General features: G+C 39.1%; 11 protein-coding genes and 3 pseudogenes. 7 read left to right on the top strand and 7 right to left on the bottom strand.

Features of this window, described 5'->3' with window-relative positions:
• Positions 1-28: 28 nt before the first annotated feature.
• Complete coding sequence (locus tag D0T85_RS08990; protein WP_163212408.1) at positions 29-2515, bottom strand: hypothetical protein; 2487 nt, start codon at positions 2513-2515, stop codon at positions 29-31.
• Positions 2516-2787: 272 nt separating this feature from the next.
• Positions 2788-3183, bottom strand: a pseudogene (locus D0T85_RS08985) (multiprotein-bridging factor 1 family protein); the annotation flags it as partial.
• A gap of 289 nt (positions 3184-3472) precedes the next feature.
• On the opposite strand from D0T85_RS08985, the gene D0T85_RS23050 reads away from it, so the two are divergent.
• Together D0T85_RS23050 and D0T85_RS23045 are read left to right on the top strand one after the other, a co-directional pair.
• Positions 3473-3598: a hypothetical protein gene (locus D0T85_RS23050; protein ID WP_255495691.1), complete on the top strand. Its 126-nt coding sequence runs from the start codon at positions 3473-3475 to the stop codon at positions 3596-3598.
• An 86-nt stretch (positions 3599-3684) separates the two neighbouring features.
• Positions 3685-3819, top strand: coding sequence for a hypothetical protein (locus tag D0T85_RS23045; RefSeq protein ID WP_255495690.1), 135 nt, complete (start codon positions 3685-3687; stop codon positions 3817-3819).
• A gap of 94 nt (positions 3820-3913) precedes the next feature.
• On the opposite strand, the gene D0T85_RS08980 is transcribed toward D0T85_RS23045, so the two are convergent.
• A complete protein-coding gene (locus D0T85_RS08980) occupies positions 3914-7858 on the bottom strand; it encodes a two-component regulator propeller domain-containing protein (protein WP_163212406.1) in 3945 nt (1314 codons plus the stop codon).
• 247 nt (positions 7859-8105) lie between these two features.
• On the opposite strand from D0T85_RS08980, the gene D0T85_RS08975 reads away from it, so the two are divergent.
• The 5 genes and pseudogenes from D0T85_RS08975 (at position 8106) to D0T85_RS22745 (ending at position 15581) form a co-directional block, all read left to right on the top strand.
• Positions 8106-8543: a hypothetical protein gene (locus D0T85_RS08975; RefSeq protein ID WP_163212404.1), complete on the top strand. Its 438-nt coding sequence runs from the start codon at positions 8106-8108 to the stop codon at positions 8541-8543.
• Between the two features lie 50 nt (positions 8544-8593).
• The gene (locus tag D0T85_RS08970) at positions 8594-11794 is read left to right on the top strand and encodes a TonB-dependent receptor (RefSeq protein ID WP_163212402.1); all 3201 of its coding nucleotides are present in this window, start codon (positions 8594-8596) and stop codon (positions 11792-11794) included.
• Positions 11795-11815: 21 nt separating this feature from the next.
• On the top strand, positions 11816-13486 hold the full coding sequence (locus D0T85_RS08965) for a RagB/SusD family nutrient uptake outer membrane protein (RefSeq protein WP_163212400.1): 1671 nt from the start codon (positions 11816-11818) through the stop codon (positions 13484-13486).
• A 64-nt stretch (positions 13487-13550) separates the two neighbouring features.
• A pseudogene (locus tag D0T85_RS22750) lies at positions 13551-14360 on the top strand (alpha/beta hydrolase); the annotation flags it as partial.
• A gap of 21 nt (positions 14361-14381) precedes the next feature.
• Entirely contained in the window at positions 14382-15581 is a 1200-nt protein-coding gene (locus D0T85_RS22745) for an acetylxylan esterase (RefSeq protein WP_370459946.1), read from the top strand.
• A gap of 35 nt (positions 15582-15616) precedes the next feature.
• Here D0T85_RS22745 and D0T85_RS23110 read toward each other — a convergent pair.
• The 4 genes and pseudogenes from D0T85_RS23110 to D0T85_RS08940 form a co-directional block, all read right to left on the bottom strand.
• Positions 15617-17456 (bottom strand): annotated as a pseudogene (locus D0T85_RS23110) (FAD-dependent oxidoreductase).
• Positions 17457-17495: 39 nt separating this feature from the next.
• Positions 17496-17864, bottom strand: coding sequence for a hypothetical protein (locus tag D0T85_RS08950; protein WP_163212396.1), 369 nt, complete (start codon positions 17862-17864; stop codon positions 17496-17498).
• 2 nt (positions 17865-17866) lie between these two features.
• A complete protein-coding gene (locus tag D0T85_RS08945; protein WP_163212394.1) occupies positions 17867-18382 on the bottom strand; it encodes an RNA polymerase sigma-70 factor in 516 nt (171 codons plus the stop codon).
• A 135-nt stretch (positions 18383-18517) separates the two neighbouring features.
• A complete protein-coding gene (locus tag D0T85_RS08940; RefSeq protein ID WP_163212393.1) occupies positions 18518-18952 on the bottom strand; it encodes a DUF6078 family protein in 435 nt (144 codons plus the stop codon).
• Positions 18953-19015 lie beyond the last annotated feature (63 nt).

The following is a 19015-nucleotide window of genomic DNA, read 5'->3' as shown; positions in this document are numbered from 1 at the left end:
ATTTGAAAAATTATTTAATTCCAGCTGGTTACTCTATCCATATACTATCAATTTCTATTTCACCAGCGTTGTTTTCGAACGAAATTTCTACTCTTTCAATATCCGTTAGTTGGAAAGGAAGATTAGTTTCCGGCTCAAAATACTCTTTAAGAAATACCGGATATGGATGTGGCAGTAATGCCGTAGCTGTTTGCTCTAATTGATTTAAAGGAATCTTGTTTATTCCCTTTTGAGGCTGAATGGTGGTTTTATAAGTGTATCCCATACAGGTTACAAATCCCACCGATATATTTAGTGGAGCCTTTTGCATATTCAAGCAAAGTAATGTACTGTTTGTAAGGCGTTCCTTCCGTTGACAAATATCATCAACAATATATTTTCTAAGGAAATAAGTATATGCTTCTTTATTATCCTGTTTTAGCCAGCTCCCTTCGGGGATAGAGTAAGTTTCCATTCCTGTATAAAACATATTAGATGCTTCGAAGAGTTTTATCGCACTGCCTGGGTCAACAACCTTAGCATTCCAATATTCGGTCGAAATATAATCCCAATCGAGTGGGTTTTTGTTTACTCCCGAAGGGAAAGTATGCGAGTTGTTATCCCGGCAGACGATGATGTTATACCTGAAAACTCCTTTTTGTATTTCTTTGGCGGGTATGGTTGCCCGGTATGTATATCCGTGTACTCTTTCCATTTTATAATATGGGTTGTTATTATTCCAGAAAGAGATTTTATCGGTGTAGATGATAACCGAATCCGGTTGTGCCGGACCAGTGATTTCGGCTTCAACAATATATGGCTTGTCGCTTTCAATAACCTTGCTGGCTGTATGCGATACAAAATATGTATCAGCATGCGCCTCGGGTGCTACATATTCGCCCAACGTAATTGTTTTCCAGTGCGTATCTGCATCCCATACCTGTAGCGCTTTGTGATTACTCTTTTGCAACAAATATACGCCCGGGGTTATATTCTCTATCACCCCGTTGGTTGACGAGGCTTTAAAACTATTTCCTTTGTTAAGAGCAGATATATTGAACTTGTTACCCAGATTGGGCAAATTGATTTGCATGTTCCACTTATTCCACATAATGGTAATCACTTCTTTTTCCAGATTAGGCTTGGCAAAAGGATCGCGTATCTGAACCGCATCGGGCATAACTTCCAGTCTCCATACACCCTCTTCTAACTTATCAAGAAAATAGGCTCCTGTTCCTTCGTAAGATACAACAGGCGAATTGCCATATCCGACAATCTCTTCCAGCTCGTTTATGGCAGCAGGTAAGGTGGTTGTATGATTAGAATAAAAGAACTTCTTACTATTATTCATCTCGCTTAAATCCTGCATATAGCTTACCCTAAAATCATTGAAGATGGTATCTGCCGGATATACTCCGTATGATTGGTTACGTGGAACGTTGTAAGCAACCTCGGCAGCAATCTTCATGCTGATGGCTTTTTGCGGGGTATAAGCAAGGTTTAACAAATGTGTTTGATACTCAGTGTTATACCGTGCCATGTCAATAGGATCGTAGGCAAACTGTGTTATCCATTGGAATCCTGCTGTGCGAAAACTGCGTGCCATGGCAGGGTGCATATAAGAATAGGTAATATCTGCCGGATCGTACTCGTACACCAACCGGGCTTTTGAAGCAAACCCTTTTGTATTGCTGAACGGGATATGGAAATTATCTATATAAGGAAGAAAGTTTCCTTTGCGGGTTTGCCCGGCAACGAGTCCTATTGGGTACCATTGGTAAGTTGTTCCCTGTATATCTGTGGCATAGTATGCTTCAATCTGATGCATATTGTGACTTACATTGTAAAATACAGGTTTGCGGTTTCCTGCCTTTTTAAGCGCTGAGAGCATACCATTAATATACTCACGGGTTTGCTGCCGGGTGCCGGCGTGGCATGGTTCGTTGTTTATTTCAAACCCAACAATGTCCGGATCGTTCATATAGACATTGCCTGTATATGGGTTTACATGCTTTACCAGTTGGGCTATGTAGGTTTGCTGGGCTTTTTGTGCTTGCGGGTTATCGTGTATTTCGCACTTATCATATAAATAAGAGAAACCATCTGTAGGCTGATTGCGTTCGGGGTAACCATTCCCAAAGTTGGTCATGGTAGTGAGCACAATTTTAATGTTACGCTCTTTTAGCTTATATATAAGGTAGTCCATCAAATCCAGATGGTTGTTTGCAAGCAGATTTCCTTTATTGTCGGATATCTCTACATCCCATATATGGATGCGATAGGCATTGAAACCCAATCGGGCAAAGTGGTAAACATCTTTGTCGATGGCTTCTTTGTGATCTTTGTTCAGATATCCAATGGCCCGGTATGCATGGGCAAAGGGTAGGGTGTAGTTTACTCCAAAGAACGATGCTTCTTGTTGGGTGTTGTTCCAACGCATCACTCCACTTTTATCTACATAGATTGTGGGAGCTTTTTGTGCTGCTATACCAGCAGTAATCAAACAAAAAACAAATGCTAAAACAAGTCTTTGCATAGGTACCAAATTTTGGGGTTATAATTGATGTATGCAAAGATAGGAGGCGTTAAGGAGGGGTAAAAGCACATTTCGGACATAAAAGGATAGATTTCGGACATTGCTTAATACACTCGAGGAGAAGCAATGTGGAAAGAGAATGTTTTTTGGCACTCTCTTATCCTTTATATAATACTATTCTTTTTCAGTGTGCTTATCAGGATTAGTAGTCTTATATTCGGTAGGACTTTCATTTAAAATCTGATTGTCTGTCATCATCTGATTGTATCTTTTCACAGGTTCCCTAAAAGTATATCCAGAATTCTTCTTTTATCTTCTCTTTCTGCATCTAAGGAGGCTTGCAGAGATTTAATAGTATCTTCGCAATTCTTTTTGATAGTAGTTATACTATTTTGGTATATTTCATCCATCGCTTCCAATGGATTATGAATGGCATAAGCAACATGTTCGGTTTCAATAAAACTAGTCCCTGAATTTTGAACATAATATTGATTGTTACTAGAATCCATTACGATATCTTTTAACCAAATCACACCAATTTCCAGAGCTTTAGCAACTCTTTCTAAAATTGTATTATCCAGATGTTCGCATTTTTCCCAATCGGAAATGGTTTGTTGTTTTTCACCAATCATTTCTGCCAGACATTCTTGTGAATACCCTATCGTTTTTCTAAACCATTTATGTTTTGACCGTGATTGGGATTCTTTCTTTTGAAATTATCTCCTTTTTTTTGTTCTCTTCCATAATTGTTTTATCCTAATTTCTTTTCTTTTTCATTTCTAAGCGCAGACAAATATTTTTGTAAATATTTCCAGTAAATGCACCGTGAAACTATTGTAAAATCTATGTAATAATATAATTATTTGATATTCAGTTATATATAAAATATTGTTGATTGTTTTTGTAAATAAGGAAAAAGCTTTACCTTTGCACCGATACTTAAAAACTCACGGCATAATGAACGACAAACTTAATACAAAGGATATTGAAGATGCGCTTAAAATCGCCGCTGTTTTAGACGAGTCTGAAGAATATCACATTCCAATAAAAGAACTTGAAGGATTAGCTTTAGATGTTTGTTGAATTCGTATCCACATGCCAACGTAAATTCATTTAAAGATGAAATTCAAGTTGAGATTTTAATTGATATGGGAACAATTTTTTGTAACTTGAAAAACAAACGATGTGTACAGGCGGCATTGTTTCCACATGAAGAGGTAGAAAAGAAAGAAGTGTATTATGAACAAATAGAAACAGGATTATTTGGTGATAAAAAATCAATAAATCCGACGGTTTCACTTTAACAAGCCTATTATTCAATGAGTGCTGGAAATAACTTTTCGGTCGGGGGTTATTTTTGGTTGTTTAGAAAACAAAATGACCGGGGAAAGGAAGCTTTTAGCTTCCTTTTTTATATTCAGAAGGTGGACAACCATATTCATCCTTAAAATATTTGGTAAACTGTTTTGGAGACAATCCTATCTGATAAGAAATCTGTGAAATATTCATTTGACTCTGTTCCAATAACTGCTTACCACGTTTTATTCTTAAAGTATGAATAAACTCAATAGGAGTCTTTCCTGTGATGGATGTCAGTTTCCGGTAAAGATGTCCACGACTCATTCCTATACTTTCACTTAAGTCGGATACGGAAAATTCCGAATTATCCATGTTCTTTTCAACAATTTGAATAGCCTTTTCTATAAGTTGTTCATCGAGGCTGCTGATGGTAATTTCACCCGGAGAAATATCCATTGTGTTGAACTTTCGGTGATTATTTTCTGTCCATGCAAGAATCTTTTGAATACGTAATAATAAGATATCCAGATTGAATGGTTTGGTTATATAATCGTCGGCACCTTCTTTTAAAGCATTGACCACATGCTCACTAGCAGTACGGGCTGTAAGGAGTATAACAGGGATATGAGAATACCGGATGTCAGTTTTAATTTCCCTGCACAATTCCATACCATCCATAACCGGCATCATTATATCGCTTATAACTATCTGTACAGATTGTTCAGAGAGTATTTCCAATGCTTTCTTCCCATTGGATGCCTCAAAAACGATATAATAATCTTTCAGACAATTGATTAAAAACATACGAAAATCATCATTGTCTTCAACAATCAAAATAGAATTCCGGTCAGTGTTAGTGCTAATGGTAAGAGATTCACCTGTAGTACTTTTCTCTGTTATAATTTCATTCTCTTCTTTTGCTCCTTCAATGTAGTTCCGTGTTATGGGTAAAGTAATAATGAAAATAGTTCCTTGAAGTTGGTTATCCTTTATTTCAATATCTCCATTGTGTAGTTCAACATACTCTTTGACGATATGTAAACCGATACCACTCCCAATGTATGTTGATTTAATCTGATGTTCCTGATAGAAACGTTCAAAGACTTTTTTCTTATTTTCATCCTTTATTCCAATACCTGTATCTGCAATCTGAATCCGGACAAATTCCGAATCATCTTTCCGTATCTTATCCAAAGTAAATGTTATATTTCCGTTCTCATTATTAAACTTTACTGCATTGGATAATAAGTTAAATAAAACCCGTTGAATCTTATTATGATCGAAATCCATACACAATTGTGAATCATTGATTTGCAAATCAAAGGTTATGCCTTTTTTATATGCCTGTGGAGAGAAGGAATTGCACACATCCCTAACAAAATCGGAGAAGTTACCATAAGATAAATTCAATTGTGTCTTTTCTTGATCTAATTGCCTAAAATCCAGTAATAAATTTACTTCATTCAATAATGTTTCTGCATTCCGGTAAATTAATTCTATTTCATGTTTTATCCACTTTTCTATATTCAGGCTGAGGAGTTTTTCCAATGGAATTATAATAAGTGAAAGAGGCGTTCGTAAATCATGGCTTACATTCGTAAAGAAACGCATCTTTGCTTCGTTCATTTCATGCCGCTGTCTCTGCCTCATGTTCCGGAATAACAATATGATGATACATATTGTAATAAGGATATAAAACATGTATGCCGGCGTCGACAGCCACAATGGTGGTTTTACATGGATTATTAAAGAGGTTGGTTTATTATCCCTATATGTATTGCTGCTCTCGTAAACCTTAACTTCCAGTTTGTGCTTCCCGGGCAGAAGTTTATTAAAATAAATACGGTTGCCATCCTGTTTAATCCATTCTTCGTTTTCGTTTAAGCGATATACATATTGCAGCTTATGCAAATCTGCATAATTCATTGAAGAAACTTCAAGAGCGAAATTACTGTCTGAGTAATCCATTGTAATTTCATTAAGTAACTGGATGTTTTTTTCAAGTATTACACGACCGTTGCTGTTGGGAGTACCCACATTCATGCGTTGGTTAGCTAGATATAAGCTGGTAAAAATAACGGGATGATTATTCCGGATATGTCTGATTGAATGAGGATTGATAGACAGATATGCTCCCGAACCTCCCATCAATATTTCTCCTTGTTGCGCACGGGCAATAGAATGATTGTTGAAAACCATATTACCAATTCCATCTTCATTGAAATAAGGATAACAAAAGAACCTGAATGAACGCTCCTCTACGGTATTGGATACAACAATGTTGGTTATTCCATTATCTGTTGTAATCCAAATATTATTCTCATTATCTTCTATTATAGCACGTATATAATTATGTGAGAGTCCATCTTTGACCGACAAATGAGTGAGTGCTGTTGTTTTAATATCATAGATATAAATACCAGTGCGGGTGCCGATCCATAGCAATCCGCGAACATCCTGATAAAGATAATTAATGTACAGACTTTCCGACAGCAGGTGGGAAGTATCCTTGTTTTCCAGTTGTGATATTATTTTTGTCTGTGTATTCATATAATAGATTCCGCTACTGGTTCCTATATAAAGGTTTATGCCGTCTACACACGAGAAGGTGGTAATACTGTTGGTGCGGAGTTCCGTATCTTCCATGGTATAGTAAGACTCGATATCTCCTGCTCCGTTTAAACAGTATATTCCATCCATAATTGTTCCTAACCAGATATTCCCTTCGTAATCTTCTTCAATACAGCGGATATAACTGATTGAGTATTTTTGTTCATGTTCAGGTATTATGGCAGTAAACTTTCCGTTTTGTTCATAGAAAATCCCGTTGCCGTAAGAACCAAACCAGACTCTTCCTTTAGAATCCAGATACGAACATACAATGATGTCTGAAGGAACCGAACCATCTTTCTTTGAATAGAGCGTATACCGTTTATTTGATTTATCATAATATGCTAATCCTTCACCATCAAATCCTAGCCACAGATTGCCTTTCCTATCTTCAATAATACAGCTAACATCTTCTTGTTTCGGTAAACGATAAGTTTCGAAAGTAATGTTGTGCAGATTGGTATATGCTACTCCCAATTTACTAGTACCCACCCACATAATATCCGAGTCATCTTTATAAAAACAACTGATATGGTTATTAGGTAATGAAAACGGATTATCTATATCCCTGTTTATTCTTTCAACCTTTTTATCTTTATCATAACTAATATAAATCCCTTTACTATCCGTTCCTATCCAGATGTTTCCATCTCCATCGTCTAAAACATTGGTTATAAGTTCAGTGTTGATATCAGCGTATCCCGGAAATTGAACCCATTGTTTGGTTTTAGTGTCGTAACAGCTAACTCCGTTAGTATGAATTACATAGAACCATATCCGCGATAAAGTATCCATGTACATGCGTTGTTTCCAGCCCGGGGGAAGTATAATCTGTATTTCTTTGGATAAACTTTGCGATCGCCACTCTACACGATATATATAGCTATCGGACAGTAATATATACGCATTCGAATTATAACAATCCAGTTGCAACACTTGTCTGTCGGCAGGTATGGTTAACTGATAGAGTTCTTTCTGCCTGAATTTATAATAATACAATGTATGGCCTGTAACACACCATAAATTACGGTCTTTATCTACAAACAGTCTGCTGATATCTCCGGTAATTCCCAAAGGATTTAATATGTTTGAAATATCAGGGTCTATTTCATCCTTCTCGCGGTTATAATAGTAATAATTCTTAGGAGTTTTTATCCAGATAGTGCCCGCGGCATCTTCTACAGTAAAATCAATATCGTTATTATACGCTCCTAACTGCGTTGTAGTGTAAGTTTTAAACTGATACCCATCATATCTGCTTAATCCGTTAATTGTAGCAAACCACATAAAACCATATTGATCACACAGGATAGACTGGATATAATTATCCGCTATACCTGATTTTACATCTAAGGAACGGAAGTTAAATGATTCTGTAGCATGTATAATGGCAGCCGACAAACAGAGTAATATAACAGTAAAGCTTCTCTTCATAAAAATGGTTTAATGCAAATATATAAAATTAAATAGTGAAGTTTCATTCTTAACTGATTTCTGATACTCCCAAATGTACCAAAATTGGGTCTGTTTTGTAACAAGGTACAAAAGGGGCGACAGAAGAATCATTTGGGAATGCCCATCGCATCACACTCCTCTATTTTTGCTCCAGGAAAATTCCTGAGGCATTCAATATATATCAAACAGGTTACCGGATAATACAACTAATATAATACTATAAAAAATGAAAAGGAAATTATTAATAGTTATGGCTTTAATCTCAGTAGTTTCTTCTGCTTTGGCAGAAGACTTTAATGTATTGGTCATCAACTTCCAGCCTTGGGGAAATACGCAGTTTGATGCAAAGAGAATGAAAATTACATGGACTAAAGAATGGGAAGGAGGTGGATGGTGGCTGGCCCGCGATTGTTCGGAATATGATTACGCACTAATTGAGTTTAAAGATCCCTTGCCGATGGATGTTGTTGTTACTGTAATTTATTCGGCAAAAGATGAACGCAATGAAAAGCTCAAAACAAAAAAAACAATACTTGCCGGAAAAAAGGGGATAACAATAGCATTAGACCCTACATATAAAGTGTCGATAGACGGTTTGGGCATTAGCGGTTCAAAACCCGGCTCGGTTATTTTAAAGTCGCTTCTACTAAAGGAAAAGCAATAGTTATATAACACGATCAAAATAAATGATTAACATTCAAACTTATTCTAACAATGAAAAACTATCACAAGTATGTATTAACGGCAGGAATCTGCCTGGGTTTGTTGCTGGGTGGAACCATAAAGACGCAGGCAGCAGATGAAATTGAAACTGTACAGCAGAATAGAAAGATTAATGGTGTAATTGTAGATGAAAGCGGCGAAAGCATTGTAGGTGCCAATGTTATTGTGAAGGGCACTTCCAATGGTACAATTACCGATTTGGACGGAAGATTCTCAGTAGACTGTAGTCCTGGTACTAATCTGGAGATATCTTACATTGGTTATTTATCGAAAACGGTAAAGGCTGTACCCGATATGAAAATCGTTTTGCAGGAAGATAGTAAAACGCTGGACGAAGTAGTAGTAGTGGGTTATGGATACATGAAAAAGAGTGATTTAACAGGCTCCGTAGCACAGGTAAAGAGCGACGAATTACTAAAAAGTTCGCCTGTTAGCCTTGAAAAGGGTTTGCAGGGACGCCTGACGGGTGTAAATGTAACATCGAATGATGGTGCACCGGGTGGAGGTATCAGCATCCAGATTCGGGGTACAAACTCTTTTCAGGGTTCTTCCGAGCCTCTGTATGTAATTGACGGGGTTCCTGTTGCCGATAGCAATGACGATACAATTAACTTCGACTCGAGTGCGCCCAGCTATAATAATGCCTTGTCTTCACTTAATCCTAATGATATTGCTTCTATTGAGATTTTGAAAGATGCTTCGGCAACAGCCATCTATGGTTCGCGTGGTGCCAATGGAGTTGTATTAATAACAACTAAAAGCGGAAGCGGACTGGATGTGAAAGATCAGGTTTCGTTTTCCTATAAAACAACCATCAGTGATGCTGTAAAGAAAATAAAGGTACTTGGAGCACGCGACTATGCCAACTACCGGAACATGTCGTACATCAATACACAAGAGATATCTAACTTCCCCTGGGAACAGATAGATCTGCCCTTTCCAGGTATGGAAAACAGCAGCGGAGTGTATGTAAAAGGTCCCGATGATTATGATAACGATCCATACTACTGGCAGGATCAGGTGCTTCAAACAGGAGTAACGCACGATCTGAATCTGAACATTTCGGGCCAGACCAAAGGCTATGATTATTCCATAAGTGGAGGCTACCTGAATCAGGAAGGAATTGTGAAAGGCTCGGATTATACACGTTATACTATTAAAACAAACCTGAATAAGCAGGTTAAAGACTGGTTGAAAGTAGGAACCTCAATATCGGGCTCTTTTGCCAACTCCAGTATAATTAAAACAGCTACCAATAATAAAAACAACGGAACTGAAGGAGTTATCCGCTCGGCCATAACCTATCCGGCTACACAAACGCAAGACGATTTAGACAATGAATATAGCATGGTAGCTGTGCCCACACGCTATATCGAGGCACTTAATAGAAACCGGAGTGTATCTTTCAGAACCTCTAATTATGCAAATATAACATTGGCCAAAGGATTGATTTACAGAATGGTTTTAGGATATACTTACTCTCGCAATGATGCTAATAAATATTGGCCCAGCTTTTTGGCAGAAGGAAGAAGCGTTGGTGGTAAATCTTATGCCGGAGATAACTGGCGTTCTTCACTGGTATACGATAATCTCCTTATGTACAACAAAACATTTGGGAAACACAATGTTAGTGCAACAGCAGGTACATCGTGGGAGTCATCGAGCACATATGGAAAAACCATCACCGTTCAGGGATTTGGAACAGATTTAACCGAAGGGTGGTTGCTACAGGATGCCAGTACTATGGTAGGCACGCAGTCTAACGTGGGCGATTCCAAATTATTTTCTATCATCGGCCGGCTGGCATATAATTATGCCAACAAATACTATCTTACTTTTACCGCACGCGACGATGTATCCAGCAAATTTGCCAAAGGTAAGCGTGCAGCATTTTTCCCGTCAATAGGTATTTCATATAGACTATCCGAAGAAAAATTTATGGAAGGATTGTCTCATGTTTTAAGTAATGTAAAACTTCGCTATAGCTACGGTGCTTCAGGTAATCAGGCTATTAGTTCTTATCAAACTTTTGCCATAATGTCGGCAGCAAACTATCCGTTCGGAACAGGTGTAAGTAATGGCTATGCTACCAATACATACAATCCCGGAAATAAAGACCTTACATGGGAAACAACATGGCAGCACGATGCCGGTATTGAACTGGATTTATTTAAGCGTGTATCGCTGGAAGTCGATTATTATTATAAAAAGACTACCGATCTTTTGCAATACCAGCAAACCCCTCCAAGCACAGGAATAATGCAGATTCTTTCGAATGCCGGCTCTGTAATTAACCGCGGTCTAGAAGCCAGCATAAAAGTACGGGCTATTCAAAACAAAGACTTTTCATTAATGGTAGGAGGTAATATATCGTTCAACAAGAATGAAGTATGCGATTTCGGCGCCGATCCGATGTTCCCGAATTCCATTTATAATAGTTTGCGCCCATATGCTATTGCCGATGGCCATTCTATCGGCTCGTTCTATGGATTTGTTACAGATGGTATCTGGAACTCGCGCGAGGAAGTGATTGGCAGTCACCAATTTAAAACACAGTATCCCGATTATGGAATAAGTAGTTCGGATGCAGCTACGGAAGAAATCATCCGCAGGGATTGGATTGGTGAAATCAGATATCTGGATAAAGACAACGATGGCTTCATCACCGATAAAGACCAGGACTGGATAGGTGATGCGAATCCCGACTTCTATTACGGGTTTAATGTAGACTTTACATGGAAGAATTTCGATTTCAGTATGCTGTTTCAGGGAGTACATGGAAACGATATTTTCAATATGAATTCCCTGCGTTATTATAATCTGGGTACAACACAAAATGTTCCTTACTATGTGTACAACCAATCATGGAGTGTAAACCCGGAAACAGCTACTGCTCCTAAAATATTCTATTATACTGGTCGCGACGAACGCTTTTCACGGATGTATCTGGAAGATGGTTCCTACCTAAAACTGCGTACTCTATCAATTGGTTATACCATTAAAAAGCCTTTTCCGTTTGTGAACAGCATACGCTTAAATGCAGTTGCTAATAACCTTTTCACAATAACAAATTACCGGGGTTACGACCCGGAAGTTAACTCGTTTGGCTCGACACCATCATTGCGGGGTATCGACTCGGGAGCTTATCCGCAACAAAGAAGTTTCACATTTGGCCTTAACGTTGTTTTTTAATTTATACATAACATACAAATCATGAAAAAGATACTATCAATAATACTATGTTCTGCCGGTATGCTTGTAGCAAGTTGCTCGCTGGATGAAAGCCCTTATGCAATTACTGCCGAACAGTTGGCGCAAACCGAAGCCGGAGCCGAACAATTGGTTACGGGAATTTATGCTATATTCTGGGATAACTGGTGTATGGAACAAACCTATGAAGCATGGATGGATTATGATAATGACCATTGTGGAGCACCTGCGTGGGTATTAAGTTCGGCAGGTAGCGGAGATGTAACCGGTCATTATGCTTATAACACTAACAATGACTTGTGGAGTGTATTTTATAGAATGATCAACCGCGCCAATAAGGCTAAGGAATCATTGGAGATAACCGATGCATATAAAACCGAATCGGCAGTAAAACAATTGTATGGTGAAACACTTTTCCTCAGGGCATGGGCTTATTTTCATCTGGTAAGAATGTATGGTGCTGTGCCAATAAGGTTGGCTTCCGAAACAGAACAGAATTGCCCCAGATCACCTGTAGAGGATGTTTATAATGTAATAACTAACGATCTGGAAACATGCCTTGAATATATGTATTATCAGTCGGAAGGAAATGTGGGTGCATGGGGACATGCCGATAAGACAGCAGCGGCATTGCTACTGGCACGTGTATATTGCACCATGGGATCTACAGCATTGGCATGTAAAGGAAACACCGAAATAATGGTGGATATTAAAGGAGATATTAAAAAATATACATGTAGTGCGGTAGAGGGCTCGGAAAATATAGATGCAGAAAAATGTTATAGACGTGCGAAAGAGTTGTGCGACATGGTTATTGCCCGAAAAGGTGTTGATTTTGACCTTGCTGCAAATTACTTAAGCTTATGGGGTGGTAATAACAGAAGAAACAAAGAGTTCGTTTGGGGCGCTGCCGCCGGCAATGATGTGGATTATCGCAATTCAGCTTTGAACAATTATTATACCCCAGCGCCTTATGGAGGCAGTGGTGCATGGATTTACATGGCTCCCAACCTGTACGATCAGTTCGATGAAGATGATGACCGCGTTGTTCATGGCGTATTTCATTATTACCTTACCAGTTATACGTCTACTAAATGGGTTTCGTACCCCTCAATGTCCGATAAGTACAATGCAGAGAACCTGCCCGATAACCTGAAAGCTTTCGTTGCCGATTTCAATGATACATATGAGTACGGCGTTCCCTGCCTTACAAAACATTATAAAGACGATATCGCCAATCCTTCTTTCTATGCCCAGAAGGAAGCATCTCAATCCGATCAGGATGTTATTCTTCTTCGCTTCGCAGAAGCATATTTGCTTCGGGCAGAAGCATTGGTTGAACTTGGCGATGTTAATGCTGCAATGAATGATATAGACGTTATCAGGAAACGTGCTAATGCAACAACCCTGTACTCCGGTAATGTAACAGATCCTATAGAAGCAAGGAGTCTGGTATTAAAAGAACGCGGACTGGAATTATGTCAGGAATTTAACCGGAAGTTCGACCTCTTGCGGTGGGGATTGTATCTAAGTGTAATGAATGATACGCAGTTTATAGTTTGCGGCAATGCAAACAGGTCTACCATACGTACAAAGAAGAATTTGTTATACGCAATTCCCAGTGCCGAACTAGCAGAAAATAAATTGATAGAGTCCAATAATTATGGATATTAATTAACTTTGGGCTTTATATGAAAGCAGTCGGGTAAAAAACAACAATAATATAATTTTAATAGGTATGAATAACTTGTATATATTAGTAGTAAGTCTTTTTATTTGTAGCACAGTTTCTGCCCAGGAACTCACGTATCGTACTATAGAGAATCATCCTTACACTTCATCCAAAGAGCCCTATGCCATAGAGCGTTGTAAATTGGATATCTATTATCCCGAAAACGCTACAGGTTGTCCAACCGTGGTATGGTTTCATGGAGGCGGACTTTCAGGAGGAAATAAGTCTATACCCGGTAAGTTGAAAAACAGTGGGCTGGTTGTGGTTGCAGTAAATTACCGCTTACTACCTCAGGCTACTTTATCCGACTGCATTGATGACGCTGCCGACGCTGTTGCATGGACTTTTAGAGAGATCGAAAAATATGGAGGCGATAAGCAAAAGATATTCGTGTCCGGCCATTCGGCCGGCGGATATTTAACCAATATGATTGGATTAGATAAAAAATGGCTGAATAAATATGGCATTGATGCCAATTCCATTGCCGGATTAATTCCGTTCAGCGGACATGCCATAAGCCACTTTGCTTACAGGGAATCCAAAGGTATGAAACCGACTCAACCCAGTATAGACGAATTTGCACCTTTATTTTATGTGCGGCCGGATGCCCCTCCTTTGGTTATCATCTCGGGTGACCGCGAAATGGAATTGTTTGGACGTTATGAAGAAACTGCCTACTTCTGGCGGATGATGAAAGTTGTGGGGCATAAAGAAACATATCTTTATGAGATTGACGGACACGATCATGGGGCAATGGGCGAACCAGGTTTCCATATACTGAAAAATCACATCAAAGACATTTTAAAAGCGAGGGAGATTGCAAATGATAAAATAAAGATGGAAGTCTCTGTGCCCGATCCCGATTATATATTCACTGGTACCGATCCGCTAAAAATTAATGTTCATTTGCAGAATAACAACTCCTCCAATGTAACCGGCCGGGTGATTGTTTCTCTTACAACAGATGATTACCGACCATTAAAAACGGATTCGTTAGATATGGAGATGGGAGCAAACAAAAGCTTCCATCAGGAATTTATCTATCAGCATCCTACTCCGGGCTTTTACAGATATACCGTACTTTTTAAACGCAACGAAGAAGTAGTTTCCGAAAAGAAATTCAATGTAGGTTATGAGCCTGAAAAGATAAATTCGCCGATAGATGCCAAAGCTGATTTTAAAGAATTCTGGGATAAGAGTTTGAAAGAGTTGAAAAAAGTTAAGCCCAATTATAAACTCACTCTTGTACCCGAAGCTTCAAAACTGGATTATGATATGTATTTAGTTGAGATGCGATCATTTGGCAATGAGTTGATTAGAGGATATTATTCCAAACCAAAGAAAGAGGGGAAACATCCGGTTATAGTTGAATATATGGGATATGGCTCTACTCCATATTTTCCTAATCAAACGTGGGATGGCTTTGCGTATTTTGTTTTATCTATTCGGGGACAGGCATTGAATCAACCAACTAATAAATACGGTACATGGATTAATTATGGACTTGATAATAAGGATAATTATTACTATCGTGGTGCTTTCCTTGATGTGATACGGGCCTTGGATTTTGTTACCTCACGCCCGGAAATAGATCCGGAAAGAATCGCTGTCCGTGGTGGAAGTCAGGGAGGTGCTTTGTCTTTTGTAGCAGCAGCCTTAGATAAACGGGTGAAAGTTGCAGCGCCTAACGTTCCGTTCTTATCCGATTATCCCGATTATTTTAATATTGCCCCTTGGCCTAAAAGTGATTTTGATACTTATATGAAGAATCATCCCGAGGCAAAATGGGAGGATATCTATGGCTTACTGACCTACTTTGATATCAAAAACCTTACGCAATGGATTGAATGTCCTTTAATAATGGGCATTGGGGTACAAGACAATGTATGTCCGCCACATATTAACTTTGCGGCTTATAATCAGGTAAAATCAAAAAAAACATGGATGGCTTTTCCTGAATTGGGTCATAGTGTGGGTAAAGAATTCTATGATGCTTCAGTGAGATTATTCAGGGATATTTTATTCTCACCACAATGAAATACTCATCGTGGTGAGAACGAATTCATCTTTTATCATTTCTCTCCTAATGTTCCTCCTTCATTATACCGTTGATTATTAGGAAGTCCTTTTTTCCCAATCCCCTTTTCCATCAAAGATATTAATTCGGGAAGATGACGTTGATACACCCCTCGCGGGGTGTCATCATACTTTCTGCATAGCGACGCAGCCATGCCCACTACTTCACCCATCATTCCTGTAGTGCGCATTACCCGAACAGTACCCAATGCCACATGTGTAACGCTAATGTTCCGTCCCGCCATAAACAGGTTATCCACATTGCGCGAATACAAGCACCGGTATGGGATGGGTACGGATGAATATTGATATGTTTTGCTATTGACTTAAATTCTGCATCAGGAAATTTTTTGGAATTGTCCGGATCAGGATAATGCAGATCAATACTCCATGTGGTTGCAGCTGTCCCATCCTCATACTCTACAAAATCACGGAGGTCGTTTTCTGTTAAGATATGATCCCCCATCAGCCGACGCGATTCGCGCTTACCGGCAATATATGCCGCCCAATCCAACTTCCGGTTACGGAATGGTTCGTTTTCCGGAAGTTTGTTTTTCAGAAAACTCCAATTAGAGTAAACAACCAGCAAACCATAATCGCGTATGCGTTCAAAGTCATTAATCTGATCCTGATTCATGCCTGTTTCCCAAGTCCATTCGCCCATAACAACCTTTTCGCAGTTTGTATTGGTGAACTCTACTCCATAATTGAAGCGGGGAAACCCGGAAGGTTCACCCTCATCTACAGAATACCACTGGACAGACGAACCCATAGTCATATCGTCGGCTACGGCAGGGGCGGTACTTTCGTTAAATTCTTCTTTACTTTCACGCCCCATACGCCAATCGGCACCAGCCAAAAAGCCAATGGTTCCGTCGCCTGTACAGTCGGAAAATAGCGGAGCTTCAAAGCTAAGTTCCTCACCTGTTTCAATGTGCTTTGCTGTTACCGAACAGATGTTCGAACCATCCATCTGCACACCGATAGCCCTGAAATTAGAGAAAAGGATTATGTTTTTTTCATTAGCAACGATTTCTTACTATCCTCATAATAATTTGCCCGTTGGGCATTACCTTCTTTTAATGGTCCGAATTCTTTTTGCAGATTGCCCAATTCTTTATACGGGCCAGCTTCGATGCGTCCACCCAGATGTACACGTATCTCCGAGCTGTTGTTACCACCCAGCACCGGCCTGTCATTAATCAGTGCTACCTTGCAACCCAGCCGGGCTGCCGAAATAGCCGCGCTGATTCCGGCAACACCTCCGCCTACTACAGCCAGATCAAAATTCCCGGTCTGTGGGGCTTTATCGGGTAGTCCTAACATGTTTCGGCGAAAGGCGGCCAGTTCATCCACATCGCCCGGAGGGATGAAATGAGGATTTGTAGTAAAGAAAATAGCATCACAACGTCCGTTAAATCCGGTCAAATCATGCAGTGTAACCGTAACCTGGAGGTTTTCTACGGTTACACGACCAGCCGATTGCCATATCCAACTTTCTCCCTGGTTGCCTAATACCGGTAAATCGTTATTATTTATGATGAGTTTGAATTTGCCCGGTCCATCCTCTTTGCGCCACGGAGAAGTCCAGTTATAGGTACGCACATAAATGTAATACGTTCCTGTTTGGGGCAAAGTGATACGGGTTGAAGCATCGTTTACGGGCTGCCCCAATCCGTGGGCCATTAAATAAGGAGAGCCCATAAGATCCATAAACTGCTGGTCAACCCATCCGCCTTTATGGGTGAAGCTTTCGGCTTCGAGAAGGTAGTTGGCAGCAAATAAACTCCTCGAAGCGAAAATATAAAGAACAACCAGGTATAGATATTTTTTCATGCTGGCACTTTTATGAGTTTAGTAAAAAATAGATTCTATTTAGCGATAATCTAACCATGCGGTGGCTTGAGTATCTGTATCGGCTATGAAACGAATCCAACGGGCTTCAAAGCCTTGTGGAAATTCATATTTGAAGACTTCGTCTGGCTTCACGTTTATTTGCCGGTATGTCATCCAGTCACCGTTTCCTGTCGGATCGAATTGGATAGTGATAGTTACCGGTTGCTTGCTTGTATGAGATAAAGATAACTCTTTTTTATCATAAAACCCGAACAGATAAGGATCCGACGGAATACCTCTTTTTACTTCAGCGTTTTTCCAGGGACCTCCATGTTCAACAGGTTTTCCTAAATCCCAAAGATCGTCAATTGCTCCTGCCCACACAGCTGCCTTTCCATCTTGGGACACGACTATATGTGGATCTTCAATGCTTCACTGATTTGATTTTCTACCGTCCTTTCTGATATCTGAAGGAGCTCGGCTATCTCTTTATATGATTTATTTTCTTTACGACTAAGATTAAATATTTCACGCCTTCGTGGGGGCATCTCTTCTATTAACCGGTCAATGTATTCGCTCAGGTTCCTGGCTTCTATTTCTTCTTCAAGATTAAAACTAGATTGCTCCATAGCAGCCAGAACTGTCATTTTATAGAATTCTTCGTTTACACTTTTACGGTGCTGATTGAATATCAGATTGCGGGTAATGATAAAAAGCAGCCCTTTGAAACTTTCGCCCTCCCGGATAAAATCGTGTGATTCCCAGAGCTTGACAAATACTTCTTGTACAACCTCTTCGGCAACAGACAAATTGCTCAGGTATAAACGACTAAAGTTGTATGCTTGCCGCCAGTATATTTTGTATAACTGATTAAAAGCATCTTTGCTTCCCTGTCTTAATTGTGCTATTAGTTTTTCTTCGTCCATAAGGTTACTACTTTTATTCTCATCCCTGTGAGTACTTATTCTCATCGCGATGAGAATAAATACTCATCGTAATGAGAAAACTTTCTCATCGCAATGAGAAAAAGTTCTCATCGTGGTGAGAATTTATGAGAATTTCTACCAATCATATTTGTATACGTATTCGTCGAATACAGGTTCCGTATCAATTCCTTCTTTCTTAAATACTCCGCGAATAAAAGCCTCCTCATCTAATTTTATGAGTCGCTCTTTATTCAATATCCGGTAGTACATATTTCGTTTAAAGTAATTGTATATTATTTGCTTTATTTTAACGGCTTTGGCATGAGGCAAATCATCAAATAAATGTGTAATACCCGAAGCAAATCGTGTTAAAACATTTAATTGAAAATAAGGACAACTTTCTTCTTTGCCATTAAGATAATTAGGATTAATGAGCGGAAAGGTTTGTGTTTCTTCATCAGCATGTTGTGCTACATAAAAACGCAAACATTTTTGTGCTTGCGGACATTGAGCATGAAGACAGTGAGGGTAGGTTTGTGGAACGTCTTTATAATTGAAATCTTTTTTCATGATATTTTATTGTTTGTATAACTACTGTTTCCTTTGCAAAGATAAATATAATCTGTAATTATA

Origin of the sequence: Bacteroides sp. 519, from assembly GCF_010500955.1 — a bacterium.
GTDB lineage: Bacteria > Bacteroidota > Bacteroidia > Bacteroidales > Bacteroidaceae > Bacteroides.
Note: the sequence above shows the minus strand (reverse complement) of the source record. Positions and strands in the feature narration are given on the sequence as shown.

Coding starts and splice junctions, on each gene's coding strand:
- D0T85_RS08990 (WP_163212408.1), bottom strand. CDS start 2,515: ATGCAAAGACTTGTTTTAGCATTTGTTTTTTGTTTGATTACTGCTGGT.
- D0T85_RS23050 (WP_255495691.1), top strand. CDS start 3,473: ATGAACGACAAACTTAATACAAAGGATATTGAAGATGCGCTTAAAATC.
- D0T85_RS08980 (WP_163212406.1), bottom strand. CDS start 7,858: ATGAAGAGAAGCTTTACTGTTATATTACTCTGTTTGTCGGCTGCCATT.
- D0T85_RS08975 (WP_163212404.1), top strand. CDS start 8,106: ATGAAAAGGAAATTATTAATAGTTATGGCTTTAATCTCAGTAGTTTCT.
- D0T85_RS08970 (WP_163212402.1), top strand. CDS start 8,594: ATGAAAAACTATCACAAGTATGTATTAACGGCAGGAATCTGCCTGGGT.
- D0T85_RS08965 (WP_163212400.1), top strand. CDS start 11,816: ATGAAAAAGATACTATCAATAATACTATGTTCTGCCGGTATGCTTGTA.
- D0T85_RS22745 (WP_370459946.1), top strand. CDS start 14,382: ATGGAAGTCTCTGTGCCCGATCCCGATTATATATTCACTGGTACCGAT.
- D0T85_RS08945 (WP_163212394.1), bottom strand. CDS start 18,382: ATGGACGAAGAAAAACTAATAGCACAATTAAGACAGGGAAGCAAAGAT.
- D0T85_RS08940 (WP_163212393.1), bottom strand. CDS start 18,952: ATGAAAAAAGATTTCAATTATAAAGACGTTCCACAAACCTACCCTCAC.